This window comes from Citrobacter sp. VF227 (assembly GCF_052950715.1).
In genome coordinates, this window is the sequence record NZ_JBRFVF010000003.1 from 442,454 (window position 1) to 464,916 (window position 22,463).

Below are 22,463 nucleotides of genomic sequence, written 5' to 3' on the forward strand. Positions count from 1 at the left end.
TTACTGAAAAGGCGCAGAATTCTGCGCCTTTTTTATGGATAATAAAGATGAAAATACTGCAGATCGCCGTCGGAATTATTCGTAATCCGCAACATGAAATTTTTATAACCCAGCGTGCGGCGGATGCCCACATGGCAAATAAGCTGGAGTTCCCCGGCGGAAAAATTGAAGCGGGCGAAACGCCGGAACAGGCGCTGGTTCGCGAGCTACAGGAAGAAGTTGGTATTACGCCGACTCAAAGCTCGTTGTTCGAAAAGCTGGAGTATCAGTTTCCGGACAGACATATCACGCTGTGGTTCTGGCTGGTTGAAAGCTGGGAAGGCGAGCCATGGGGAAAAGAGGGGCAGCCAGCGCAGTGGATTGGGCAACATGCTTTGAATGCGGAAGATTTCCCGCCTGCGAATGCACCGGTCATTGAAAAGCTGATTGCTGGTTAATGGTGTTCGTCGCGCGTAAGCCGGATAAGGTAACGCCGTATCCGGCAAATTAGGGCGGGGCTGTACGCTTGCTCGCCCTCCGTTTTAGTTGAATTACTTCTGTTCTTCACTCCAGTCGTCGCTTTCCGACAAGTCGCCTGAGCTTGGGATACGTTTCTCTTCTGCAGCCCACTCACCGAGATCGATTAACTGGCAGCGCTTGCTGCAGAATGGGCGAAACGGACTGACTTCAGCCCACACGACGGGTTTGCCGCAGGTTGGGCAGTTGACGATGGTTTGTTCAGACATGTTGACTCCTTAACAGCACGCCAGATCAAAATCTAGACGCTCAGGCACCTGGCCATTCTCGCTATCCAGCGGCATAAAACGAATGGCAAAACGGCTCTTATGACCAGAGATTTGCGGATAAAGCTGCGAATCAAGCGGCAGCTGCAAGCGAAGAAGATCCGCATCTTCGCCGTTGTCCTGGTAAAAACCATTCAGGCTGGTTTGCTTACGAAACGGCGCAGAGTTGCGAATTAAATCCAGCACCAGCGACAGCGCCTGATTGAGCGGATTCAGGCTGGCAAGCCAGGTTTCAACCTGCGCGTCGCGATGTGATTGCGGTAAATGTAACCAGATATGCAGGGTTGGCAGATCGAAACTGCAGCACCCGCCAGGAATGCTTAAACGTTGACGCACGAGGCCAATCAGACGATCTTCGCGCAGCGTTTGTCCAATCCGCGGGGCCGAAATCAGAATGCTGCCTGCGCTTTTTAACTGCTGGCGCAAAGCGTCGATCCTGCTTTGATCGACGCCGGGAACTTCAACCCAGGCCTGGAGTTTACGCTGTTGTCTTTCCAGCTCTTTGAGGAGTTCGGTACGGACTTCACCGCGTTCAAATACATCCAGTAAATCTCCGATATTACGGAAAAAATGCAGTGCACCTGCATGGTCCGCAATGGGTAAATTAACGGAGAGCTGTTGGATTAAAAACTCAATGCGCAGCCATGTACGCATCTTCTCATTGAGAGGGTGTTCAAAAAGGACCTGGGTGTGCATTACGGTTTTTCCTGTGAGACAAACTGCAACGCGCATTGCAAATAGAGCGCGTGCAGGCGGGCGACATCCGAAGCGATGGCTTCCGGTGCGCCATTATTATCAATAACATCGTCTGCCACGGCCAAACGCGCTTCACGCGTTGCCTGAGCAGCAAGAATTTGTTCCACATGCTCACGCGTGACGTCATCACGCCGCATAGTGCGTCTGAGCTGTGTTTCGGGGGTAACATCTACCACCAGTACGCGGTTGGCTTTTTTATACAGCGAATTTTCCACCAGCAAAGGTACAACCCACAACAGATAAGGGGACGTCGCTTGCTGAAACTGGCGCTGCGTTTCCTGCTGAATAAGCGGATGGAGCAGGGCATTCAGCCATTTTTTCTCCTCTGGGGCGGAAAAAATGCGTTCGCGTAAAATGCGTCGCTGCAACGAGCCGTCTGCGGCGATCACCTCGGAACCAAAATGTTCTTCAATCGCCTTAAGGGCGGGTGTGCCGGGTTCAACCACCTGGCGCGCAATAATATCTGCATCAATGACGTTTATTCCGAGGTCAGCGAACGCATTTGCAACGGTGCTTTTACCACTGCCAATGCCGCCGGTTAAGGCTACCGTATACCTCATAGATGCAGATCCCGGAGTTTAAGTTTGATTATCAAACAGTTAAAAGTTAAGCGTGCGAAGGCGAGGCTGCTGCAGGATTAACCTGCTATTCGCCAGGTAAATTTATGGGATTGTAGCGTAAAAAAAGAGAATTTCGCAGTCTTGCGCGGCATTGATTAGTGCGTATGATAGCGTCACTGGAGTTGTGAGTTTCGATTTTTCGCCATTAACCCCAGGAATCCGCACATGCGTATCGAAGAAGATCTGAAGTTAGGTTTCAAAGACGTTCTTATCCGCCCTAAGCGTTCTACTCTCAAAAGCCGTTCCGATGTTGAGCTGGAACGTCAATTTACCTTTAAGCATTCAGGTCAGACCTGGTCCGGCGTTCCCATTATTGCCGCGAACATGGACACTGTCGGTACGTTTGCCATGGCAACGGCGCTGGCATCCTTCGACATCCTGACCGCTGTGCACAAACACTATTCTGTTGAAGACTGGGCCGCATTCATCGCAGAGACTTCTGCCGATGTACTCAAACACGTAATGGTTTCAACCGGCACGTCTGACGCAGACTTCGAAAAAACCAAACAGATTCTGGCGCTCAACCCAGCGCTGAACTTTATCTGCATTGATGTGGCAAATGGCTACTCAGAGCATTTTGTTCAGTTTGTGTCGAAAGCACGTGAAGCATGGCCGACAAAAACGATTTGTGCGGGTAATGTGGTCACCGGAGAAATGTGCGAAGAGCTGGTACTTTCCGGCGCGGACATTGTTAAAGTCGGCATTGGCCCGGGTTCTGTATGTACCACGCGTGTAAAAACCGGTGTTGGCTATCCGCAACTTTCGGCGGTTATTGAATGTGCCGATGCTGCTCACGGTCTGGGGGGCATGATTGTCAGCGACGGTGGTTGCACGATGCCTGGCGACGTGGCAAAAGCGTTTGGCGGCGGTGCAGACTTCGTTATGCTCGGCGGTATGTTAGCTGGTCATGAAGAAAGCGGCGGCAAAATTGTTGAAGAAAACGGCGAGAAATTCATGCTGTTCTACGGTATGAGCTCTGAATCTGCCATGACGCGTCACGTTGGTGGCGTTGCGCAGTACCGCGCAGCGGAAGGTAAAACCGTTAAGCTGCCTCTGCGCGGCCCGGTTGATAATACCGCTCGCGATATCCTCGGCGGCCTGCGCTCTGCTTGTACCTATGTCGGTGCTTCCCGTCTGAAAGAGCTGACCAAACGTACAACGTTTATTCGTGTACAGGAACAAGAAAACCGCGTTTTCAATAGCCTGTAATATGATAGCTGGCGCGTTCTTCGCGCCAGCGTCATCCCACCCCGCTCATCGCATCTCCCAAATGAAAAATCGGTAAATACATCGCGACGACCAACGTACCGATAATCACCCCCGTAACGATCAGCAGCGCAGGCTCAAGTAGCGCAGCCAGATTCTCCGCCTGAGACAAGGTTTTATCGCCGTGGTGATGGGCCAGATTACGCAGCATGGCATCCAGCGAGCCGGATGCTTCACCTGTTCTGACCAGTTGTATACACAATGGGCTGAATTCACCACAATTTTTAAGCGCTAACCAGATGGGTTTTCCGGCGCTGATGTTGTGATGTACTTGTATTAATCGTTGCGACCAGAAAGGGTTGTCCAGCGTTTCAGCTACGCTCTCAAGGCCTTGCAGAAAAGGAATACCTGCATTTTGCGTTAATGCCAGAACAGTGAAGATTTGCGTGAGTTTTTGCCCTCTCACCATTGGCCCAATGACCGGAAGACCGAGCAGAAATTTCTGGCGCAGAATAAGCCAGTAGGGTTGTTGTTTTATCAGGTGATATACCGCAATCGCAACCATGCTGAATACTACTGCCAGCCATCCCCATTGGCTGCTAAAGTGCGCGATGGCAATAATCCACTGAGTAAGTACCGGTAGCGGAGTGTTGAACGTCCGGTAGATGGCGGCAAACTCAGGGAGTACAAACTGCAACATCGCAAATACGACCATCATTGCCATCGTGATGATGATAATCGGATAGCGTAGGGCTTTTTTCACTTTATCAGCGAGCTGCTGTTGATTCTTTTGCTGGTGCGCGAGTTCAAAACAGCAGTCGTCCAGCTTACCCGTAAGCTCTCCGGTGCGGATCATTGCCTGATAAAGCGGCGGAAAAACGTGTTGCCATTGCGATAGCGAGGTGGAGAGCGAAATCCCCTGCTCCATATCGTGAGCCAGCGTGCGCAGTAGCGCCTGCCACTGGCTGCTCGGGTGCTGTTCAGCCAGCAGAGTTAAGCTTGCCGAGAGCGTTAGTCCTGCTTTCAGTAATGTTGCCAGTTGATGTACGGTTTCGGCGCTTCTGTCGCGACTCCAGTGTGAAGTTTTGATGTGCATACGGTTAATGCGCAGTGGCGTAATATGCAGTTGTTCGAGAGCAAGTATCAATGAGGGGCGGGTATCAGCCCACAGTACGCCTTCCTGTGGATGACCTTCGTTGCTAATACCTTGCCAGCGCCAAAGCTGTTTAGCTGACATGGGGCATGCCCAGTACGCGGATCAGCTCTTCAAATGTTGTTAGCCCTTGTTCGACGGCCTGACAGCCATTTTCAAACAGCGTACTCATCCCCAATTGCTGCGCAGCCGATTCTACTGCGTCTACTGACGTCCCGTTGGCGATGCTTTGGCGCAATGCGGGCGTAACGGGAAGCACTTCAAACAATGCGGTACGGCCATAAAATCCGTGATAGCAGTGTTCGCAGCCAGCGGCTTGCCAACGTGGCAGTGGCGTAGGCCAGGCAGCTTCGGGGAGCGTGATGGGTTTTTCCAGACGTTGTCGGCAGTGGGGACACAGTTTTCTTACCAACCGCTGGGCAATAACGAGCGTCAGCGCGGAGGCGATCATCCAGCGAGCAACCCCCATTTGCTGCAGGCGTACCAGCGTTTCAGTGGTGGAATTGGTATGCAGTGTTGATAGCACCAGATGACCGGTTTGTGCGGCTTTAAGGGCTATTTCAGCCGTTTCGCCATCGCGGATTTCACCCACCATGATAATGTCGGGATCCTGGCGCAGCAGAGCGCGCAATACGCCCTGAAAAGTGAGACCGGCGCGGGGATGAATTTGAGTCTGGTTAAGCCCGGCGATCGGGATCTCTACCGGATCTTCCACGCTGCAAAGATTCACCTGCGGGGTGTTTCGGGTTTGCAGCGCACTGTACAGCGTGACCGTTTTACCGCTTCCTGTGGGGCCGGTGACCAGAATCAGCCCTTGAGGCTGCTGCAACGCTTGTGAAAATGCTGCTAACTGCGCGTCCTGCATTCCCAGCGCAGTGAGTTCCAGCGTTTGATTGACCTGATGAAGTAGCCGCAGCACTACTTTTTCGCCGAAGCGACAGGGCAGGGTGGCGATGCGAAAAGAGACCGATTCTCCTGAAATCTCAACGGTAAATTGTCCGTCTTGCGCAAGTCGATGCTCGGCAATATCCAGACTGCCTAAAACTTTTAACCTTGCGGTAATAGCGATACCCATCTCGATTGTGACTTCCGGTAAAACATGCAGTACGCCATCCACACGTAATCTGATCCGATAGTGACTTTCCGCTGGCTCAAAATGAATATCAGAAGCCCGTTGCACCAGAGCGGATTGGAACGTCTGATTCAGCAAGTCTGCGGCGCTGGCACTGCTTTTAGTGACGACCGTCGGGAGCATTTTGCGTGGCGTATGCGTGTGGCCTTCCATTTGCTGACGCGTCCAGCAAACAATGTCGATGCGTCGGGTAGTCGCAAAATGCAGTGCGTCCAGTAGCTCGTGGGATGGGGCCTCCACGACGGCGATGTGCACCACTTCATTATCTGCATCCAGTAATGTGGCCTGATAACGTTGGCACAGCGCTGTAAGTTGGGTGGTATTCATCTCTTTTCCTTAGTTGATATCGAAACGAAAAACGTCTTCGCAGGCCTGTTGCAATGCGCTGTCATTCTGGATGAAGCAGTTACGACTCCAGCCAGTAATGCCGTTTGCATCGTCCCAACCCGGCGCCATGGTGATGCTTAGCCCGTTCAGGCTTTCCTGCCCGCTGAGGCTGACAATGCCTTTTTCCACGCTCATGGCGGAGACATATCGGGTGGTGGTTGGAGAAGGGATGCCATTGGTTCCGGCATCGCAGGTTTCTGTCCCGCCATGCTCCAGCGCACAAAGCTCAACTGCCGTGCGATAGGGAACAAAGGTTTGCAGCATGTCGGTCAGCGCGGCTTTGCGCAGATAGTTTTGATAAGCCGGAATGCCGATGGCGCTAAGAATGGCAATAATGCCAATGACCACCATAAGTTCGATAAGCGTGAATCCTCGTTGCTTGTCCATCGTTCGCTCCTTGAGTTAGCTGGCGCTACTTTGGCAAACGCTCTGGGCCACGGCGAGAGGCAAATAACTGAATGGGAAGGCGGGTTCCGAGGATTTTTACGAGATTACAGAATCAAACAACGTATTTGCGAAGAGGCTCGAAGAAACTGCCGGATAACGGCGAAAACGCCTTCTCCGGCATGCAGAATGGCCCGATAAGCAAAGCGCCATCGGGCAATACAAACAGCAATTAGCGAAAACGCATGGAGAGATCGAGCGCGCGAACGTGCTTGGTCAACGCGCCAACAGAGATGAAATCCACGCCGGTTTCGGCAAATTCGCGCAGCGTTTCGTGGGTGACGTTACCCGACACTTCCAGACGCGCCTGGCCGTTGGTGCGTTTTACTGCTTCACGCATTTGGTCAGTTTCGAAGTTATCAAGCATTATGATGTCAGCCCCGGCTTTCAGCGCGTCGTCCAGTTCATCCAGGCTTTCGACTTCGACTTCAACCGGCACATCCGGGTGCAGCCAGAAAGCTTTTTCCACGGCCTGACGTACCGAGCCAGACGCAATAATGTGGTTTTCCTTGATCAGGAAAGCGTCAGAAAGCCCCAGACGATGATTTGCGCCGCCGCCGCACAATACGGCGTATTTCAGCGCGGTACGCAGACCCGGCAGGGTTTTACGCGTATCCAGAAGCTGGGTTTTTGTCCCCGCCAGCAGGTCGACGTATTTACGTACTTCGCTCGCCACACCGGAAAGCGTCTGCACAAAATTAAGCGCGGTACGTTCGCCGGTCAGCAGTACGCGGGAAGGGCCGTCCAGTTCAAACAGTGGCTGATTAGCCTTAATGCTGTCGCCATCTTTGACATGCCAGGTGATGTTGACATCATCGCCCGCCAGTTGAATAAAGACCTCTTCCACCCAACGTTTCCCACAAAAAACGCCATCTTCGCGGGTAATGACGGTAGCGTGGGAGCGCATGTCTTCGGGTAAAAGCTGTGCGGTGATATCGTTATTGGCATCAACTTCTCCGCCTAAATCTTCACGCAGCGCCTGAGCTACAGCGGCAGGGATATCGAGATTTATGCGTTCCAACAGCGCGTCACGTCGGTAGTCAGGGTTATAGCGGCGAGGCGGCATGATAAAACTCCAAATTGCTAACGAATCATAAGGTGGAAACATGCTACCCTGAACCTGATATGAGCACCACCAATAAGGAGATTCTGCATGTTGTTAGACGAGGGCTGGCTGGCAGAGGCGCGACGCGTTCCCTCTCCTCATTATGATTGCCGCCCGGATGACGAAACCCCTTCTCTGCTGGTGGTGCATAATATCAGCCTGCCGCCCGGTGAGTTTGGCGGCCCGTGGATCGACGCGCTGTTTACGGGCACGATTGATCCCAATGCCCATCCTTATTTTGCCGGAATCGCCCATTTGCGCGTTTCTGCCCATTGTTTGATTCGCCGTGACGGTGAAATCGTGCAGTATGTCCCCTTTAATAAACGCGCCTGGCATGCTGGCGTCTCGAGCTATCAGGGTCGTGAACGCTGTAATGATTTCTCAATTGGTATTGAGCTGGAAGGGACGGATACGCTGGCCTATACCGATGCGCAGTACCGGCAACTGGCCGCCGTGACGAACGCCCTGATTACGCGTTATCCGGCCATTGCCAACAATATGACAGGACATTGCAATATTGCGCCCGAGCGTAAGACCGATCCCGGGCCCTCATTTGACTGGGCAAGGTTTCGCGCCCTGGTCACCCCCTCGTCGGACAAGGAGATGACATGACGCTGTTTACAACATTACTGGTGTTGATTGTTGAACGCCTTTTTAAGCTGGGTGAGCACTGGCAGCTTGATCACCGGGTTGAAGTTCTTTTCCGCCGGGTTAAGCATTTCTCGATGATGCGTACGGTAGGCATGGCCCTGATTGCGATGGGGGTGACGTTCCTGCTGCTACGTGCACTCCATGGGCTACTGTTTAACGTGCCCTTACTGGTGGCATGGATCGTAATTGGCTTGCTGTGCATCGGCGCTGGCAAGACGCGTCTTCATTATCATGCATATTTGAACGCGGCTGCCCGCGCTGACGCTCACGCTCGTGAGGCGATGGCCAGCGAGCTGACACTTATTCATGGGGTTCCGCCGGACTGCGATGAGCGTGAGTTTTTGCGTGAACTGCAGAATGCGCTGTTATGGAACAACTTTCGCTTTTACCTGGCGCCGTTATTCTGGCTGATTGTCGGTGGTCCGTGGGGACCAGTGACGCTGGTGGGTTATGCTTTTTTACGTGCCTGGCAGTCCTGGCTGGCGCGCTATCAGACGCCGCACCAGCGTCTGCAATCGGGTATCGATGCGATCCTGCATGTGCTGGACTGGATCCCGGTGCGTCTGGCGGGCGTGGTCTATGCGCTGTTAGGACACGGCGAGAAAGCGCTGCCTGCCTGGTTTGCATCGCTTGCTGATCTCCATACTTCGCAATACCAGGTGCTTACTCGTTTGGCGCAGTTTTCTCTGGCGCGCGAACCCCATACCGATAAAGTCGAAACGCCAAAAGCCGCTGTTTCAATGGCGAAGAAAACCTCGTTTGTGGTGGTGGTGGTCATTGCGCTGCTGACAATTTATGGCACGCTGATCTAGCGATTGTAGCCGGGATTGCGACGTAACCGCGTTATCCGGTCTGGCGCATATGTAGACCGGATAACGGTGCAATGACTCAATACGTATCCGCTGGCGGGATGCCAAAATCAGGCATTCCGTTTTTGTCCCAGCGCACGAGCTTCAGACGCGTATGGCGGTTTGGGTCGTACAGCGGATCGCCCTCGATTTCGGTGTAATTTCTGGCGTGGTACACCAGCACATCTTCACCTTCCGGCGTTTGCGTAAAACTGTTGTGCCCAGGGCCGAACTGGCGGTTTTCGTAGCTGGTGGTAAAGACCGGGCGTGGTGATTTGTGCCAGTGCTGTGGGTTGAGCGGATCGGCATTGAGGTCAATCCACAATAATCCCATACAGTAATTCTCATCGGTGGCGCTGGCAGAATAACTGATAAACAGCTTGTCGCCGTGAACCATGACCGCCGGACCTTCGTTGACCCAAAAACCCCGACATTCCCAGTCATATTCTGGATGGCTGAGCATCACCGGCTCACCTTTAATCGTCCATGGGTTTTCCATCTCAGCAAGATAGATATTGGAGTTCCCGGCAATATCGGGCGATTTCTGCGCCCACAGATACCACTGTTTTCCCTGATGGTTAAAGGTGGTGGCATCAAGTGCGAAGGTATCAAACTGCGTTTTGATCTGGCCTTTTTCTGTCCAAATACCTGCCAGCGGATCGCTGTCCGCGCATTCGAGCGCAAACATACGGTGCTGAAACATTCCCTGCTTGTCGAGCGTCTGTGTGTGGCTGGCGGCAAAATAGATGTACCACTTACCAGCCAGATGATGGATTTCAGGCGCCCAGATGAGTTGGCTCATGGGACCACTTTCTGGTTTGCGCCAGACGACAACCGGGAAGGCGGTGCGCAGCCCTTCCAGCGAGTCAGCCCGGCGGATCTCCAGTCGATCGTATTCGGGCACTGAAGCAATGAAATAATAGTGGCTACCGTCACGTAAAATAAACGGATCGGCACGTTGTTCAATAAAGGGATTAGGCCACTGATTCATCAGGCTTTCCTTACGGTTTCTGTTGTTTTTATCTCGTGGTATTCATTCAGTTCACGATAGTTGGCGCGGCGCTTTTCTAAATCTGTCTGGATTTGCTGCATAAACTCGCGGTCAACTTTCAGCAGACGAACCACGCCTGCGGTAATCAGGTAGCCTACGCCAGGTATGATGGTAAACAGCAGCATAATGCCGTTAATAGCGGAGTCGCTTTGCGCTTTCGCCCCTGCGTCGTAGCCGTACCAGGAAAGCAGGAAGCCAACCATCGCTCCGGCAATCGCCAGGCCCAGTTTCAGGAAGAACAGGTTGCCGGAGAAGCTGATTCCAGTGATGCGTTTACCGGTTTTCCACTCGCCGTAGTCATCGACATCCGCCATCAGCGACCAGTGCAGCGGGGATGGGATCTGATGCAGGATGTTGAGCAGGAAGTAGAGCAGCATAATCATCATGGTGGCTTTCGGATCGAAGAAGTAAAACGCTGCGGAGAAAATCGCCAGGATGATGTTGGTCCAGAAGAAGACTTTCAGTTTGCACCAGCGATCGGTTAACACCTTCGCCAACATGCTGCCGATCATCATGCCTATAACGCCAAGGCTGATAAACAATGTCGCAAATTGCGTACTCTGCTGCATAACCCAGGTCACGTAGTACATGGTGGCGGCCATGCGAATAAAGCCCGGACAGACGTTGCACAGGGTTAACAGCAGAATTTTTACCCATTGATCGTTCTTCCATACGTCTTTCAGATCGGCTTTTAAATCGTCGTTAGTCGGGACGGCAGGACGTACACGCTCACGGACGGTTGCAAAGCAAAACAGGAACATACACATGCCGATGAAGGCCAGTACCGCCATCGCCATTTGATACCCTTTGGCTTTGTCTTCTCCACCGAACCAGTCCGCCATTGGCAGCAGAGTGAGGGAGAGCAGCAGAGTTGCAATTCCTACCAATACAAAGCGATATGACTGGCAGGCGACGCGTTCTTGCGGATCGTTGGTGATGACGCTGCCGAGAGAGCAATAGGGGATATTGATCGCTGTGTAGGTAATTGAGAGCAGGAAGTAGGTGACAAAGGCATAGATAACTTTGCTGTTATATGTCCACTCCGGGGTGGTAAACATCAGTACGCTGAATAATGCGTACGGGAAAGCCATCCACAATAACCATGGACGAAATCGACCATATTTGCTGCGCGTACGGTCGGCCATTGCGCCCATAATGGGATCGGTAACGGCATCAATAACGCGTACTGAGAGCAGTAATACGCCGACCAGGGCAGGCGCCAGACCAAAAATATCTGTATAAAAATAGTTAACAAACAACATGATGGCGCCAAAAATGATGTTGCATCCGGCGTCGCCCATTCCATAGCCGATCTTTTCTTTCACCGTGAGCTTACTGGTTTCCATCAACTGCACTCCATGAATGAGATATGGAGAGAATTATTGTCTGGTACCGGTGTTTTTGCGTTGCAGGATAACGCCGCTGATATGGACTAAACAGTCATGAGTGGGAAAGTGTGAGGCAGGTAACAACCCCCACCTGGTGCAGGTGGGGGAGGGAAAATTAATGTGCTTTAACTGTGCCGGCGGTTTTCTGCTTGAACAGGTAACCAATGCCAAGAACAGCAATCCATACCGGGATTAAGTACACTGAGATCGCCATGCCCGGCGTCATCAGCATAATCACCAGTACTGCGGCCATGAAAATCAGGCATACCCAGTTACCCAGCGGATAGAGCAGAGCCGGGAAGCGGGTGGTAACCCCCTGCTGCTGTTTGGCTTTGCGGAACTTCATGTGCGCCAGGCTGATCATTGCCCAGTTGATCACCAGCGCGGAAACCACCAGCGCCATCAGCAGACCAAAGGCTGATTCTGGCGCCAGATAGTTGATCAGCACACACAGAGCCGTAACCAGCGCGGAAACCAGAATGGTGTTCACCGGTACGCCGCGTTTGTCGACATTCATCAGCGCTTTTGGCGCGTTGCCCTGCTGTGCAAGACCGAACAGCATGCGGCTGTTGCAGTAAACGCAGCTGTTATAGACAGAAAGAGCGGCGGTCAGCACCACGATGTTCAGCGCATTGGCAACAAACGTATCGCCCAGTTCGTGGAAAATGAGGACAAACGGGCTGGTATCAGCCGTGACGCGCGTCCATGGCATCAGGGAAAGCAGAACAGCCAACGAGCCCACATAGAAAATCAGGATACGGTAGATAACCTGGTTGGTGGCTTTGGGAATACTTTGCTCCGGGTTATCGGCTTCTGCTGCGGTGATCCCGACCAGCTCCAGCCCACCGAAAGAGAACATAATAATCGCCATCATCATCACCAGACCGGTGAAGCCGTGCGGCAGGAAGCCACCCTGGTTCCACAGGTTACTGACGCTGGCCTGCGGCCCGCCGTTGCCGCTGAATAACAGCCAGCCGCCGAAGATAATCATCGCGACTACGGCAATGACTTTAATAATGGCAAACCAGAACTCCATCTCACCAAACACTTTTACGTTGGTCAGGTTGATGGCGTTGATAATCACGAAGAAAGCTGCCGCAGAGGCCCAGGTTGGGATCTCCGGGTACCAGAACTGGATATATTTACCGACAGCCGTCAGCTCAGCCATGGCAACCAGAACGTACAGCACCCAGTAGTTCCAGCCAGAGGCGAAACCCGCAAAACTCCCCCAGTATTTATAAGCAAAGTGACTAAAGGAGCCTGCTACCGGCTCTTCAACCACCATTTCACCAAGCTGGCGCATAATCAAAAAGGCGATAAAGCCGGCAATAGCGTAACCCAGAATAATCCCCGGTCCTGCAGACTGGATAACGGATGCGCTACCGAGGAATAACCCGGTACCAATCGCGCCACCCAGTGCGATTAGCTGTATATGGCGGTTCTTAAGACCGCGCTTGAGCTGATCGCCATGCTGTTGACTTTCCATCATTAAACCTCGTGTGTGGTTTTACTCTTCATCTTTCGAGTACTTATTTTTTGAACTACGCAGCAATGCGTGTGTAAGTTTGCAATTCCGTTTGTTGTATTAATTTGTTTACAGATGCTTTTGATAAAATGTTGCCTTAATACTTTTGTCTTGATCAGAATAATGATATGCGAGCGCGAATGCACCTGCTTTATGCGGGGAAGCTATCGAGTTGAATAAAAAGAAACCATTTGTAAATGCGAGTTTATCTACCTCAAAATTTCCATTTTGAATTTCTATTCATTATTTGTAATTGAAATATCGATAAATAAGCTGGTGAATCGGTTCAGATAAGATAACTTTTCGTTTCAATTCCGTTAAAACTACCTCGGGGTGGGTAAATTTAACATTTGTGCATAGTTACATGTTTGAAACGTTATATCTGTAATGTTGTTAAAATATGCCCCCTTTACTGATTTCAATCAAAACCTGTATGGACAGAAGGTGAATACTTTGTTACTTTAGCGTCAAGAACATGAAATTGGTAAGACCAATTGACTCCGGGCAAATGGCTTAAGACAGGAAATCATGGCCTACAGCAAAATCCGCCAACCAAAACTCTCCGATGTGATTGAGCAGCAGCTGGAGTTTTTAATTCTTGAGGGGACACTTCGCCCCGGAGAAAAACTCCCACCGGAACGCGAGCTGGCAAAGCAGTTCGACGTCTCCCGCCCCTCCTTACGCGAGGCGATCCAACGCCTTGAAGCGAAGGGGTTACTGCTTCGTCGTCAGGGCGGTGGCACTTTTGTTCAGAGCAGCCTGTGGCAAAGCTTTAGCGACCCACTGGTAGAGCTGCTCTCCGACCATCCTGAATCCCAGTTTGACCTGCTTGAGACGCGCCATGCGCTGGAAGGTATTGCAGCCTATTACGCTGCACTGCGCAGCACGGATGAAGACAAAACGCGAATCCGTGAACTCCACCATGCGATCGAGCTGGCTCAACAGTCCGGCGATCTTGACGGCGAATCTGATGCGGTACTGCAGTATCAAATTGCTGTCACCGAAGCGGCGCATAATGTGGTGCTGCTCCATTTGCTAAGGTGTATGGAGCCAATGCTGGCCCAGAACGTTCGGCAAAACTTCGAATTGCTGTATGCGCGTCGCGAGATGTTGCCGCTGGTAAGCAGTCACCGTACCCGTATCTTTGAAGCAATTATCGCTGGGAAGCCTATTGATGCGCGTGAAGCGTCTCACCGTCACCTGGCCTTTATCGAAGAGATTCTGCTGGACAGAAGTCGTGAGGAAAGTCGTCGTGAACGCGCCTTACGCCGCCTGGAGCAACGAAAGAATTAGTGATTTTTCTGGTAGAACGTTAACCAGAAGATGTTGTAAATCAAGCGCCAATTAAAGTGCGCGGCAACTAAACGCAGAACCTGTCTTATTGCGTTCTCTGGCGAGAACGCAATGGGACAGGTTCCAGATAACTCAACGTATTAGATAGATAAGGAATACCCCCATGTCAGAACGTTTCCCAAATGACGTGGATCCGATCGAAACTCGCGACTGGCTACAGGCGATCGAATCGGTCATCCGTGAAGAAGGTGTTGAGCGTGCTCAGTATCTGATCGACCAACTGCTTTCAGAAGCTCGCAAAGGCGGCGTGAAAGTAGCGGCAGGTGCAGGGGCAAGCAATTATGTAAACACTATTGCCGTTGAAGATGAACCGGAATACCCGGGCAATCTGGAGCTGGAACGTCGTATTCGTTCTGCAATTCGCTGGAACGCCATCATGACCGTACTGCGTGCGTCTAAAAAGGACCTCGAGCTGGGTGGTCACATGGCATCCTTCCAGTCCTCCGCTACGGTATATGATGTTTGCTTCAACCACTTCTTCCGTGCACGCAACGAGCAGGATGGCGGCGACCTGATTTACTTCCAGGGCCACATCTCTCCGGGCATCTACGCACGCGCATTCCTGGAAGGTCGTCTGACTGAAGAGCAGATGAACAACTTCCGTCAGGAAGTTCATGGCAAAGGCCTGTCTTCCTACCCGCACCCGAAACTGATGCCTGAATTCTGGCAGTTCCCGACCGTATCTATGGGTCTGGGTCCAATCGGTGCTATCTACCAGGCTAAATTCCTGAAATATCTGGAACACCGTGGCCTGAAAGATACCTCTAAACAAACCGTTTACGCCTTCCTGGGCGACGGTGAGATGGACGAGCCAGAATCTAAAGGTGCGATCACCATCGCGACCCGTGAAAAACTGGACAACCTGGTCTTTGTAATCAACTGTAACCTGCAGCGTCTTGACGGCCCGGTCACCGGTAACGGCAAGATTGTTAACGAACTGGAAGGCATCTTCGCAGGTGCTGGCTGGAACGTTATCAAAGTCATGTGGGGCGGTCGTTGGGATGAGCTGCTGCGTAAAGACACCAGCGGTAAACTGATCCAACTGATGAACGAAACTGTTGATGGCGACTACCAGACCTTCAAATCCAAAGACGGCGCATACGTTCGTGAGCACTTCTTCGGTAAATACCCGGAAACCGCAGCACTGGTTGCTGACTGGACTGACGAGCAGATTTGGGCTCTGAACCGCGGTGGTCACGATCCGAAGAAAGTCTACGCTGCGCTGAAAAAAGCACAGGAAACCAAAGGCAAAGCAACTGTAATCCTCGCCCATACCATCAAAGGTTACGGCATGGGTGACACCGCCGAAGGTAAAAACATCGCTCACCAGGTTAAGAAAATGAACATGGACGGCGTGCGTTACATCCGCGACCGTTTCAACGTTCCTGTGACCGATGAGCAGGTTGAAAACCTGTCTTACATCACCTTCCCGGAAGGTTCTGAAGAGCACACTTATCTGCACGCTCAGCGTCAGAAGCTGCACGGCTACCTGCCTGCTCGTCAGCCGAATTTCACCGAGAAGCTGGAACTGCCAGCTCTGGAAGACTTCGGCGCGCTGCTGGAAGAGCAGAACAAAGAAATCTCCACCACTATCGCTTTCGTTCGTGCACTGAACGTGATGCTGAAGAACAAGTCGATCAAAGATCGTCTGGTGCCGATCATCGCTGACGAAGCACGTACTTTCGGTATGGAAGGCCTGTTCCGCCAGATCGGTATTTACAGCCCGAACGGCCAGCAGTACACCCCGCAGGACCGTGAGCAGGTTGCTTACTACAAAGAAGACGAGAAAGGTCAGATCCTGCAGGAAGGCATCAACGAGCTGGGTGCTGGCGCATCCTGGTTGGCTGCTGCGACCTCTTACAGCACCAACGATCTGCCGATGATCCCGTTCTACATCTACTACTCCATGTTCGGGTTCCAGCGTATCGGTGATCTGTGCTGGCAGGCTGGTGACCAACAGGCTCGTGGCTTCCTGATCGGTGGTACTTCCGGTCGTACGACGCTGAACGGCGAAGGTCTGCAGCACGAAGATGGTCACAGCCATATTCAGTCTCTGACTATCCCGAACTGTATCTCTTACGATCCGTCTTACGCGTACGAAGTTGCGGTCATCATGCACGATGGTCTGGAGCGTATGTACGGTGAGAAACAAGAGAACGTTTACTACTACATCACCACGCTGAACGAAAACTACCACATGCCGGCCATGCCAGCAGGTGCCGAGGAAGGTATCCGTAAAGGTATCTACAAACTTGAAACCCTCGAAGGTAAGAAAGGTAAAGTTCAGCTGCTGGGCTCCGGTTCTATCCTGCGTCACGTCCGTGAAGCTGCGCAGATCCTGGCGAACGACTACGGCGTAGGCTCTGACGTGTATAGCGTCACTTCCTTCACTGAACTGGCGCGTGATGGCCAGGATTGTGAGCGCTGGAACATGCTGCACCCGATGGAAACGCCTCGCGTTCCGTACATCGCTCAGGTGATGAACGACGCGCCGGCAGTGGCATCTACTGACTATATGAAACTGTTTGCCGAACAGGTTCGTACTTATGTACCGGCTGATGACTATCGCGTACTGGGTACTGACGGTTTCGGTCGCTCTGACAGCCGTGAAAACTTGCGTCACCACTTCGAAGTTGATGCTTCCTATGTGGTTGTAGCGGCCCTGGGCGAATTGGCTAAACGTGGCGAAATCGATAAGAAAGTGGTTGCTGACGCAATCATCAAATTCAACATCGATGCAGATAAAGTTAACCCGCGTCTGGCGTAAGAGGTAAAAGAATAATGGCTATCGAAATCAATGTACCGGACATCGGGGCTGATGAAGTTGAAATCACCGAGATCCTGGTCAAAGTGGGCGACAAAGTTGAAGCTGAACAGTCGCTGATCACCGTAGAAGGCGACAAGGCCTCTATGGAAGTTCCGTCTCCTCAGGCTGGTATCGTTAAAGAGATCAAAGTCTCTGTTGGCGACAAAACTGAGACCGGCAAACTGATCATGATTTTCGATTCCGCCGACGGTGCAGCAGCTGCTGCACCTGCTCCGGCAGAAGAGAAGAAAGAAGCTGCGAGTGCGCCTGCAGCACCTGCTGCGGCAGCGGCGAAAGAAGTCCACGTACCGGACATCGGTGGTGACGAAGTTGAAGTTACCGAAGTCATGGTTAAAGTGGGCGACACCGTTGCGGCTGAACAGTCTCTGATCACCGTTGAAGGTGACAAGGCTTCCATGGAAGTTCCGGCGCCGTTCGCGGGTACCGTTAAAGAGATCAAAATCAACACCGGCGACAAAGTGTCTACCGGTTCCCTGATTATGGTCTTCGAAGTGGCGGGCGCAGCGCCTGCTGCCGCACCGGCTCAGGCTGCCGCTCCGGCAGCTGCAGCGGCTCCAGCGGCTTCTGGTTCGAAAGACGTTAACGTACCGGACATCGGCGGTGACGAAGTTGAAGTCACTGAAGTGATGGTGAAAGTGGGCGATAAAATTGCCGCTGAGCAGTCACTGATCACCGTAGAAGGCGACAAAGCCTCTATGGAAGTTCCGGCACCGTTCGCCGGTACCGTAAAAGAAATCAAAATCAGCACCGGCGACAAAGTGAAAACCGGTTCTCTGATTATGGTCTTCGAAGTAGAAGGCGCAGCACCGGCAGCCGCTCCTGCGCAAGCTGCGGCTCCGGCTCCGGCCGCTGCACCTGCACAAGCAGCAGCACCTGCTGCGGCAGCGAAAGCAGAAAGCAAATCTGAATTTGCTGAGAACGACGCTTATGTCCACGCTACGCCGCTGATTCGTCGCCTGGCGCGCGAATTTGGTGTTAACCTGGCGAAAGTGAAAGGGTCTGGCCGCAAAGGTCGTATCCTGCGTGAAGACGTTCAGGCTTACGTGAAAGATGCAATCAAGCGTGCTGAAGCGGCTCCGACTGCAGCAGCAGGCGGTGGTATCCCGGGTATGCTGCCTTGGCCGAAAGTGGACTTCAGCAAGTTCGGCGAAATCGAAGAAGTGGAACTGGGCCGTATCCAGAAAATCTCTGGTGCTAACCTGAGCCGTAACTGGGTGATGATCCCGCACGTTACGCACTTCGATAAGACCGATATCACCGATCTGGAAGCGTTCCGTAAACAACAGAACGCCGAAGCTGAGAAACGTAAACTGGACGTGAAATTCACCCCAGTGGTCTTCATCATGAAAGCCGTTGCAGCTGCTCTGGAACAGATGCCACGCTTCAACAGCTCTCTGTCTGAAGACGGTCAGCGCCTGACTCTGAAAAAATACATCAACATCGGTGTGGCGGTAGATACGCCGAATGGTCTGGTGGTTCCGGTCTTCAAAGACGTGAACAAGAAGAGCATTACCGAGCTGTCTCGTGAACTGACCGTGATCTCCAAGAAAGCGCGTGATGGCAAGCTGACCGCTGGCGAAATGCAGGGCGGTTGCTTCACTATCTCCAGCATCGGCGGCCTGGGTACTACCCACTTCGCGCCGATTGTGAACGCGCCGGAAGTGGCTATCCTCGGTGTCTCCAAGTCCTCTATGGAGCCAGTGTGGAACGGTAAAGAGTTTATGCCGCGTCTGATGATGCCGATTTCGCTCTCCTTCGACCACCGCGTAATCGACGGTGCGGATGGTGCGCGCTTTATTACCATCATCAACAACATGCTGTCTGACATTCGCCGCCTGGTGATGTAAGCGAAAAAGCCGGCCCGACGGCCGGCTTTTTTCTGGTAATCTCATGAAGTCAGTGAGGTTATTGTGCGAAAGACAAATCGGTTGCCGTTTGTTGTTTCAAAATTGTTAACAATTTTGTAAAATACGGGCGGATAGAACGACCCGGTGGACGACGGGTATAAATTAAGAGGTCATGATGAGCACTGAAATCAAAACTCAGGTCGTGGTACTTGGGGCAGGCCCTGCAGGTTACTCTGCTGCCTTCCGTTGCGCAGATTTAGGTCTGGAGACCGTCATCGTAGAACGTTACAGCACCCTCGGTGGTGTTTGTCTGAACGTCGGCTGTATCCCTTCTAAAGCGCTGCTGCACGTAGCAAAAGTTATCGAAGAAGCCAAAGCGCTGGCTGAACACGGTATCGTTTTTGGCGAGCCGAAAACCGATATCGACAAGATTCGTACCTGGAAAGAAAAAGTTATCACTCAGCTGACCGGCGGTCTGGCTGGTATGGCTAAAGGCCGTAAAGTGAAAGTGGTTAACGGTCTGGGTAAATTCACCGGGGCGAACACCCTGGAAGTTGAAGGCGAAAACGGCAAAACCGTGATCAACTTCGACAACGCGATCATCGCGGCGGGTTCCCGTCCGATCGAACTGCCATTCATTCCGCATGAAGATCCGCGCGTGTGGGATTCCACTGATGCGCTGGAACTGAAAACCGTTCCTAAACGCCTGCTGGTTATGGGCGGCGGTATCATTGGTCTGGAAATGGGTACCGTGTACCATGCGCTGGGTTCAGAGATCGACGTGGTTGAAATGTTCGACCAGGTTATCCCGGCTGCCGATAAAGACGTGGTTAAAGTCTTCACTAAACGCATCAGCAAGAAATTCAACCTGATGCTGGAAACTAAAGTGACCGCCGTTGAAGCGAAAGAAGACGGCATCTACGTTTCCATGGAAGGCAAAAAAGCGCCTGCTGAAGCACAGCGTTACGACGCCGTACTGGTGGCAATCGGTCGTGTACCGAACGGCAAAAACCTCGACGCGGGCAAAGCGGGCGTGGAAGTTGATGACCGTGGCTTCATCCGCGTTGACAAACAGCTGCGCACCAATGTGCCGCACATCTTTGCTATCGGCGATATCGTCGGTCAGCCGATGCTGGCGCACAAAGGTGTTCACGAAGGTCACGTTGCCGCTGAAGTTATCGCCGGTAAGAAACACTACTTCGATCCGAAAGTTATCCCATCCATCGCCTACACTGAACCAGAAGTGGCATGGGTTGGCCTGACCGAGAAAGAAGCAAAAGAAAAAGGCATCAGCTACGAAACCGCCACCTTCCCGTGGGCTGCTTCTGGCCGTGCTATCGCCTCCGACTGCGCGGACGGTATGACCAAACTGATTTTCGACAAAGAGTCTCACCGTGTTATCGGTGGTGCGATTGTCGGTACTAACGGCGGCGAGCTGCTGGGCGAAATCGGTCTGGCGATCGAAATGGGTTGTGACGCTGAAGACATCGCGCTGACCATCCACGCGCACCCGACTCTGCATGAGTCTGTGGGTCTGGCGGCAGAAGTGTTCGAAGGTAGCATCACCGACCTGCCAAACCCGAAAGCGAAGAAGAAGTAATCTTCCCGCTTTGTGAAAACGCCTCTTCTGAGGCGTTTTTTTTGACCTAAAGCTACCTGTTCTGGTAGTCATCTTATTGATATTTTCGCTAAAAAAAATTGCGCAACTGCCGATACTTTTTTCGCCATTGTGTGGCTACTGGTCGCACGGAGAAGAGGCTCTGGACTCTTATTACACGAAAAAAGGAAAAAACATGTCTTTAAAAAAAATCGCGGTTGTTGGCATGGTTGTCGCGACAATGACGCTGACCGGGTGTGGTGCCATGACTACTGCCGTTAAAAAACGTAATCTTGAAGTGAAAACGCAGATGAGCGAAACCATCTGGCTGGAGCCTTCCAGCGAGAAGACCGTCTACATTCAGGTAAAAAACACTTCTGATAAAGACATGAGCAACCTGCAAACTCTGCTGGCAAATGATCTCTCAGCAAAGGGCTATAAGGTGACCAGTTCACCGGACAGCGCATACTACTGGGTACAGGCGAACGTTCTGAAAGCGGACAAAATGGATCTGCGTGAAGCTCAGGGATTCCTGAAGACCGGCTATGAAGGGGCGGCGATGGGGGCGGCTCTGGGCGCGGGGATTACTGCTTATAACAGCAACTCCTCCGGCGCGGCGCTGGGTGTTGGCCTGGCGGCGGGACTGATCGGTATGGCCGCGGATGCCATGGTAGAAGATGTGAATTACACCATGGTTACTGACCTGCAGATCTCCGAGCGTAGCAAAGCGAAAGTGACGACGGATAACGTTGCCGCACTGCGTCAGGGCACATCCGGTATCAAGCTGCAAACCAGCAGCGCACAGGGCGATCGCGCAAAATACCAAACCCGCGTCGTGTCTAATGCCAACAAGGTGAACCTGAAATTCGAAGAAGCGAAGCCGGTTCTGGAAGCGCAACTGGCGAAATCCGTCGCTAATATCCTGTAATTTAAATTGAGTAGCCGGGTGGCTACTTCGCCTTACCCGGCTTATAAAATGTGGTCCGTTGACGTTACTCAGGGGGCGACGGGCTGCCAGCTTTTATCTGGGCTATAGGTGGACAGCGCCCGAGCTTTCTGATCAGAATCACTGCCGAGATCGGACTGGTACACCTTGTCGTCCTGGTTTATCACAAAGCTCATGACGCCCGTCTGACCATAGCTAACAGGCCAGGCAACCATAGCAAATCCGCTGCTTTTGTCGGGAAGGATACGAAAACGATAGCCGTGATAGCCCGTACCAGGCTCCTGTGGACTGAAGGCTGGGCCAAGCGGGCTTGGTGCTTCGCCGGGCGAAACTGGCCAGTACAGACCATCCTTTTTCCCATCAGAACTGACAATCTTTTGCGCGTATTTTTGGTTCATCGCAAAATAGCTCTGCTGAGCATCTACATAGGCGTGTAATGCCTCAATGGCGGCGAGTTCGTTGCGGCCAATTTCGCGGGTCTGGATCTCTTCGGCAGCTTCAAGCATGTCAAATCGCCAGCCGGAAGTGGTTTTGACAACAGGGATCGGCAGTTGCCAGTTGCTGTCTCCGACAACCAGATGCGCCGTATCACCGTCAATGACGGTGCTATGATGAACCTTCCAGTCGCGCAGGAAACGATCGACAGCATTCGGATCAACGCCTTCCGGCGGCAGAAAATCGCGCCAGTTATCGCCAAGCAGGCTGCTCATCGCGCTCTCATTTTGCTCACTAATGGCTTTGGCAAGTGCATCGGTTGCCTGGTCAGGTGTGCTAAAGGATTGCTGCGCCATCACCGAGGCCGAAAGCATGAACAACACCATTCCACTAAGTAGTTTATTTTTCAT

General features: G+C 52.4%; 20 protein-coding genes. 9 read left to right on the forward strand and 11 right to left on the reverse strand.

What is annotated here, in order from left to right; genetic code table 11:
- The first annotated feature begins 47 nt into the window (after positions 1 to 47).
- Positions 48 to 437 carry an 8-oxo-dGTP diphosphatase MutT gene (gene mutT, locus ACU8YC_RS14450; protein WP_151216744.1) on the forward strand — a complete coding sequence of 130 codons (390 nt, stop codon included), beginning with the start codon at positions 48 to 50 and terminating at the stop codon, positions 435 to 437.
- Positions 438 to 530: 93 nt separating this feature from the next.
- Here the strand turns inward: mutT and yacG are convergent, their stop codons facing one another.
- From yacG to coaE, 3 genes are read right to left on the reverse strand one after another with little or no spacing between them, the layout of a single operon-like run.
- Entirely contained in the window at positions 531 to 725 is a 195-nt protein-coding gene (yacG, locus tag ACU8YC_RS14455; protein WP_003018740.1) for a DNA gyrase inhibitor YacG, read from the reverse strand.
- Between the two features lie 9 nt (positions 726 to 734).
- Complete coding sequence (gene zapD / locus ACU8YC_RS14460; protein ID WP_151216745.1) at positions 735 to 1,478, reverse strand: cell division protein ZapD; 744 nt, start codon at positions 1,476 to 1,478, stop codon at positions 735 to 737.
- Positions 1,478 to 2,098, reverse strand: coding sequence for a dephospho-CoA kinase (coaE, locus tag ACU8YC_RS14465; protein WP_187253721.1), 621 nt, complete (start codon positions 2,096 to 2,098; stop codon positions 1,478 to 1,480). Before coaE ends, zapD begins: the two co-directional genes overlap by 1 nt.
- A gap of 225 nt (positions 2,099 to 2,323) precedes the next feature.
- Here coaE and ACU8YC_RS14470 point away from each other — a divergent pair, with 225 nt between their 5' ends.
- Positions 2,324 to 3,367: a GMP reductase gene (locus ACU8YC_RS14470; RefSeq protein ID WP_003018732.1), complete on the forward strand. Its 1,044-nt coding sequence runs from the start codon at positions 2,324 to 2,326 to the stop codon at positions 3,365 to 3,367.
- Between the two features lie 31 nt (positions 3,368 to 3,398).
- Here ACU8YC_RS14470 and hofC read toward each other — a convergent pair whose 3' ends face one another.
- From hofC to nadC, 4 genes are all read right to left on the reverse strand, one after another.
- The gene (gene hofC / locus ACU8YC_RS14475; protein ID WP_151224554.1) at positions 3,399 to 4,601 is read right to left on the reverse strand and encodes a protein transport protein HofC; all 1,203 of its coding nucleotides are present in this window, start codon (positions 4,599 to 4,601) and stop codon (positions 3,399 to 3,401) included.
- Entirely contained in the window at positions 4,591 to 5,976 is a 1,386-nt protein-coding gene (gene gspE / locus ACU8YC_RS14480; protein WP_151216746.1) for a type II secretion system protein GspE, read from the reverse strand. The genes hofC and gspE overlap by 11 nt, the downstream gene beginning before the upstream one ends.
- 9 nt (positions 5,977 to 5,985) lie before the next feature.
- A complete protein-coding gene (ppdD, locus tag ACU8YC_RS14485; RefSeq protein ID WP_446895473.1) occupies positions 5,986 to 6,423 on the reverse strand; it encodes a prepilin peptidase-dependent pilin in 438 nt (145 codons plus the stop codon).
- Positions 6,424 to 6,652: 229 nt separating this feature from the next.
- A complete protein-coding gene (gene nadC / locus ACU8YC_RS14490) occupies positions 6,653 to 7,546 on the reverse strand; it encodes a carboxylating nicotinate-nucleotide diphosphorylase (protein ID WP_187253724.1) in 894 nt (297 codons plus the stop codon).
- Between the two features lie 87 nt (positions 7,547 to 7,633).
- Between nadC and ampD the strand changes: the two genes are divergently transcribed.
- Positions 7,634 to 8,197, forward strand: a complete 564-nt coding sequence (gene ampD / locus ACU8YC_RS14495) for a 1,6-anhydro-N-acetylmuramyl-L-alanine amidase AmpD (protein WP_151216748.1) — start codon at positions 7,634 to 7,636, stop codon at positions 8,195 to 8,197.
- Positions 8,194 to 9,048, forward strand: coding sequence for a beta-lactamase regulator AmpE (ampE, locus tag ACU8YC_RS14500; protein WP_151216749.1), 855 nt, complete (start codon positions 8,194 to 8,196; stop codon positions 9,046 to 9,048). The genes ampD and ampE overlap by 4 nt, the downstream gene beginning before the upstream one ends.
- 76 nt (positions 9,049 to 9,124) lie before the next feature.
- Here ampE and ACU8YC_RS14505 read toward each other — a convergent pair whose 3' ends face one another.
- The 3 genes from ACU8YC_RS14505 to aroP form a co-directional block, all read right to left on the reverse strand.
- Positions 9,125 to 10,075, reverse strand: a complete 951-nt coding sequence (locus ACU8YC_RS14505) for a glycoside hydrolase family 43 protein (RefSeq protein ID WP_187253725.1) — start codon at positions 10,073 to 10,075, stop codon at positions 9,125 to 9,127.
- On the reverse strand, positions 10,075 to 11,481 hold the full coding sequence (locus tag ACU8YC_RS14510; RefSeq protein WP_151216751.1) for a glycoside-pentoside-hexuronide (GPH):cation symporter: 1,407 nt from the start codon (positions 11,479 to 11,481) through the stop codon (positions 10,075 to 10,077). The genes ACU8YC_RS14505 and ACU8YC_RS14510 overlap by 1 nt, the downstream gene beginning before the upstream one ends.
- A gap of 157 nt (positions 11,482 to 11,638) precedes the next feature.
- Positions 11,639 to 13,012 carry an aromatic amino acid transporter AroP gene (gene aroP, locus ACU8YC_RS14515; RefSeq protein ID WP_187253726.1) on the reverse strand — a complete coding sequence of 458 codons (1,374 nt, stop codon included), beginning with the start codon at positions 13,010 to 13,012 and terminating at the stop codon, positions 11,639 to 11,641.
- Positions 13,013 to 13,576: 564 nt separating this feature from the next.
- On the opposite strand from aroP, the gene pdhR reads away from it, so the two are divergent.
- The 5 genes from pdhR to traT all read left to right on the forward strand — a co-directional run bounded on the left by pdhR (position 13,577) and on the right by traT (position 21,600).
- Positions 13,577 to 14,341, forward strand: a complete 765-nt coding sequence (pdhR, locus tag ACU8YC_RS14520) for a pyruvate dehydrogenase complex transcriptional repressor PdhR (protein WP_151216752.1) — start codon at positions 13,577 to 13,579, stop codon at positions 14,339 to 14,341.
- A 163-nt stretch (positions 14,342 to 14,504) separates the two neighbouring features.
- Complete coding sequence (aceE, locus tag ACU8YC_RS14525) at positions 14,505 to 17,168, forward strand: pyruvate dehydrogenase (acetyl-transferring), homodimeric type (protein WP_040229997.1); 2,664 nt, start codon at positions 14,505 to 14,507, stop codon at positions 17,166 to 17,168.
- Positions 17,169 to 17,182: 14 nt separating this feature from the next.
- The gene (gene aceF / locus ACU8YC_RS14530) at positions 17,183 to 19,075 is read left to right on the forward strand and encodes a pyruvate dehydrogenase complex dihydrolipoyllysine-residue acetyltransferase (protein WP_187253727.1); all 1,893 of its coding nucleotides are present in this window, start codon (positions 17,183 to 17,185) and stop codon (positions 19,073 to 19,075) included.
- 175 nt (positions 19,076 to 19,250) lie between these two features.
- The gene (lpdA, locus tag ACU8YC_RS14535) at positions 19,251 to 20,675 is read left to right on the forward strand and encodes a dihydrolipoyl dehydrogenase (protein WP_003018686.1); all 1,425 of its coding nucleotides are present in this window, start codon (positions 19,251 to 19,253) and stop codon (positions 20,673 to 20,675) included.
- 193 nt (positions 20,676 to 20,868) lie between these two features.
- A complete protein-coding gene (gene traT, locus ACU8YC_RS14540; RefSeq protein WP_032940388.1) occupies positions 20,869 to 21,600 on the forward strand; it encodes a conjugal transfer complement resistance protein TraT in 732 nt (243 codons plus the stop codon).
- 68 nt (positions 21,601 to 21,668) lie between these two features.
- Here the strand turns inward: traT and ACU8YC_RS14545 are convergent, their stop codons facing one another.
- Positions 21,669 to 22,463 (reverse strand): DUF2950 family protein, encoded by a 795-nt coding sequence (locus ACU8YC_RS14545; RefSeq protein WP_187253728.1) that lies wholly within the window; start codon positions 22,461 to 22,463, stop codon positions 21,669 to 21,671.

Bases quoted from the DNA above. Each gene is read 5' to 3' on its own strand.
- mutT (WP_151216744.1), top strand. From the start codon at position 48: ATGAAAATACTGCAGATCGCCGTCGGAATTATTCGTAATCCGCAACAT.
- yacG (WP_003018740.1), bottom strand. From the start codon at position 725: ATGTCTGAACAAACCATCGTCAACTGCCCAACCTGCGGCAAACCCGTC.
- zapD (WP_151216745.1), bottom strand. From the start codon at position 1,478: ATGCACACCCAGGTCCTTTTTGAACACCCTCTCAATGAGAAGATGCGT.
- coaE (WP_187253721.1), bottom strand. From the start codon at position 2,098: ATGAGGTATACGGTAGCCTTAACCGGCGGCATTGGCAGTGGTAAAAGC.
- ACU8YC_RS14470 (WP_003018732.1), top strand. From the start codon at position 2,324: ATGCGTATCGAAGAAGATCTGAAGTTAGGTTTCAAAGACGTTCTTATC.
- hofC (WP_151224554.1), bottom strand. From the start codon at position 4,601: ATGTCAGCTAAACAGCTTTGGCGCTGGCAAGGTATTAGCAACGAAGGT.
- gspE (WP_151216746.1), bottom strand. From the start codon at position 5,976: ATGAATACCACCCAACTTACAGCGCTGTGCCAACGTTATCAGGCCACA.
- ppdD (WP_446895473.1), bottom strand. From the start codon at position 6,423: ATGGACAAGCAACGAGGATTCACGCTTATCGAACTTATGGTGGTCATT.
- nadC (WP_187253724.1), bottom strand. From the start codon at position 7,546: ATGCCGCCTCGCCGCTATAACCCTGACTACCGACGTGACGCGCTGTTG.
- ampD (WP_151216748.1), top strand. From the start codon at position 7,634: ATGTTGTTAGACGAGGGCTGGCTGGCAGAGGCGCGACGCGTTCCCTCT.
- ampE (WP_151216749.1), top strand. From the start codon at position 8,194: ATGACGCTGTTTACAACATTACTGGTGTTGATTGTTGAACGCCTTTTT.
- ACU8YC_RS14505 (WP_187253725.1), bottom strand. From the start codon at position 10,075: ATGAATCAGTGGCCTAATCCCTTTATTGAACAACGTGCCGATCCGTTT.
- ACU8YC_RS14510 (WP_151216751.1), bottom strand. From the start codon at position 11,481: ATGGAAACCAGTAAGCTCACGGTGAAAGAAAAGATCGGCTATGGAATG.
- aroP (WP_187253726.1), bottom strand. From the start codon at position 13,012: ATGATGGAAAGTCAACAGCATGGCGATCAGCTCAAGCGCGGTCTTAAG.
- pdhR (WP_151216752.1), top strand. From the start codon at position 13,577: ATGGCCTACAGCAAAATCCGCCAACCAAAACTCTCCGATGTGATTGAG.
- aceE (WP_040229997.1), top strand. From the start codon at position 14,505: ATGTCAGAACGTTTCCCAAATGACGTGGATCCGATCGAAACTCGCGAC.
- aceF (WP_187253727.1), top strand. From the start codon at position 17,183: ATGGCTATCGAAATCAATGTACCGGACATCGGGGCTGATGAAGTTGAA.
- lpdA (WP_003018686.1), top strand. From the start codon at position 19,251: ATGAGCACTGAAATCAAAACTCAGGTCGTGGTACTTGGGGCAGGCCCT.
- traT (WP_032940388.1), top strand. From the start codon at position 20,869: ATGTCTTTAAAAAAAATCGCGGTTGTTGGCATGGTTGTCGCGACAATG.
- ACU8YC_RS14545 (WP_187253728.1), bottom strand. From the start codon at position 22,463: ATGAAAAATAAACTACTTAGTGGAATGGTGTTGTTCATGCTTTCGGCC.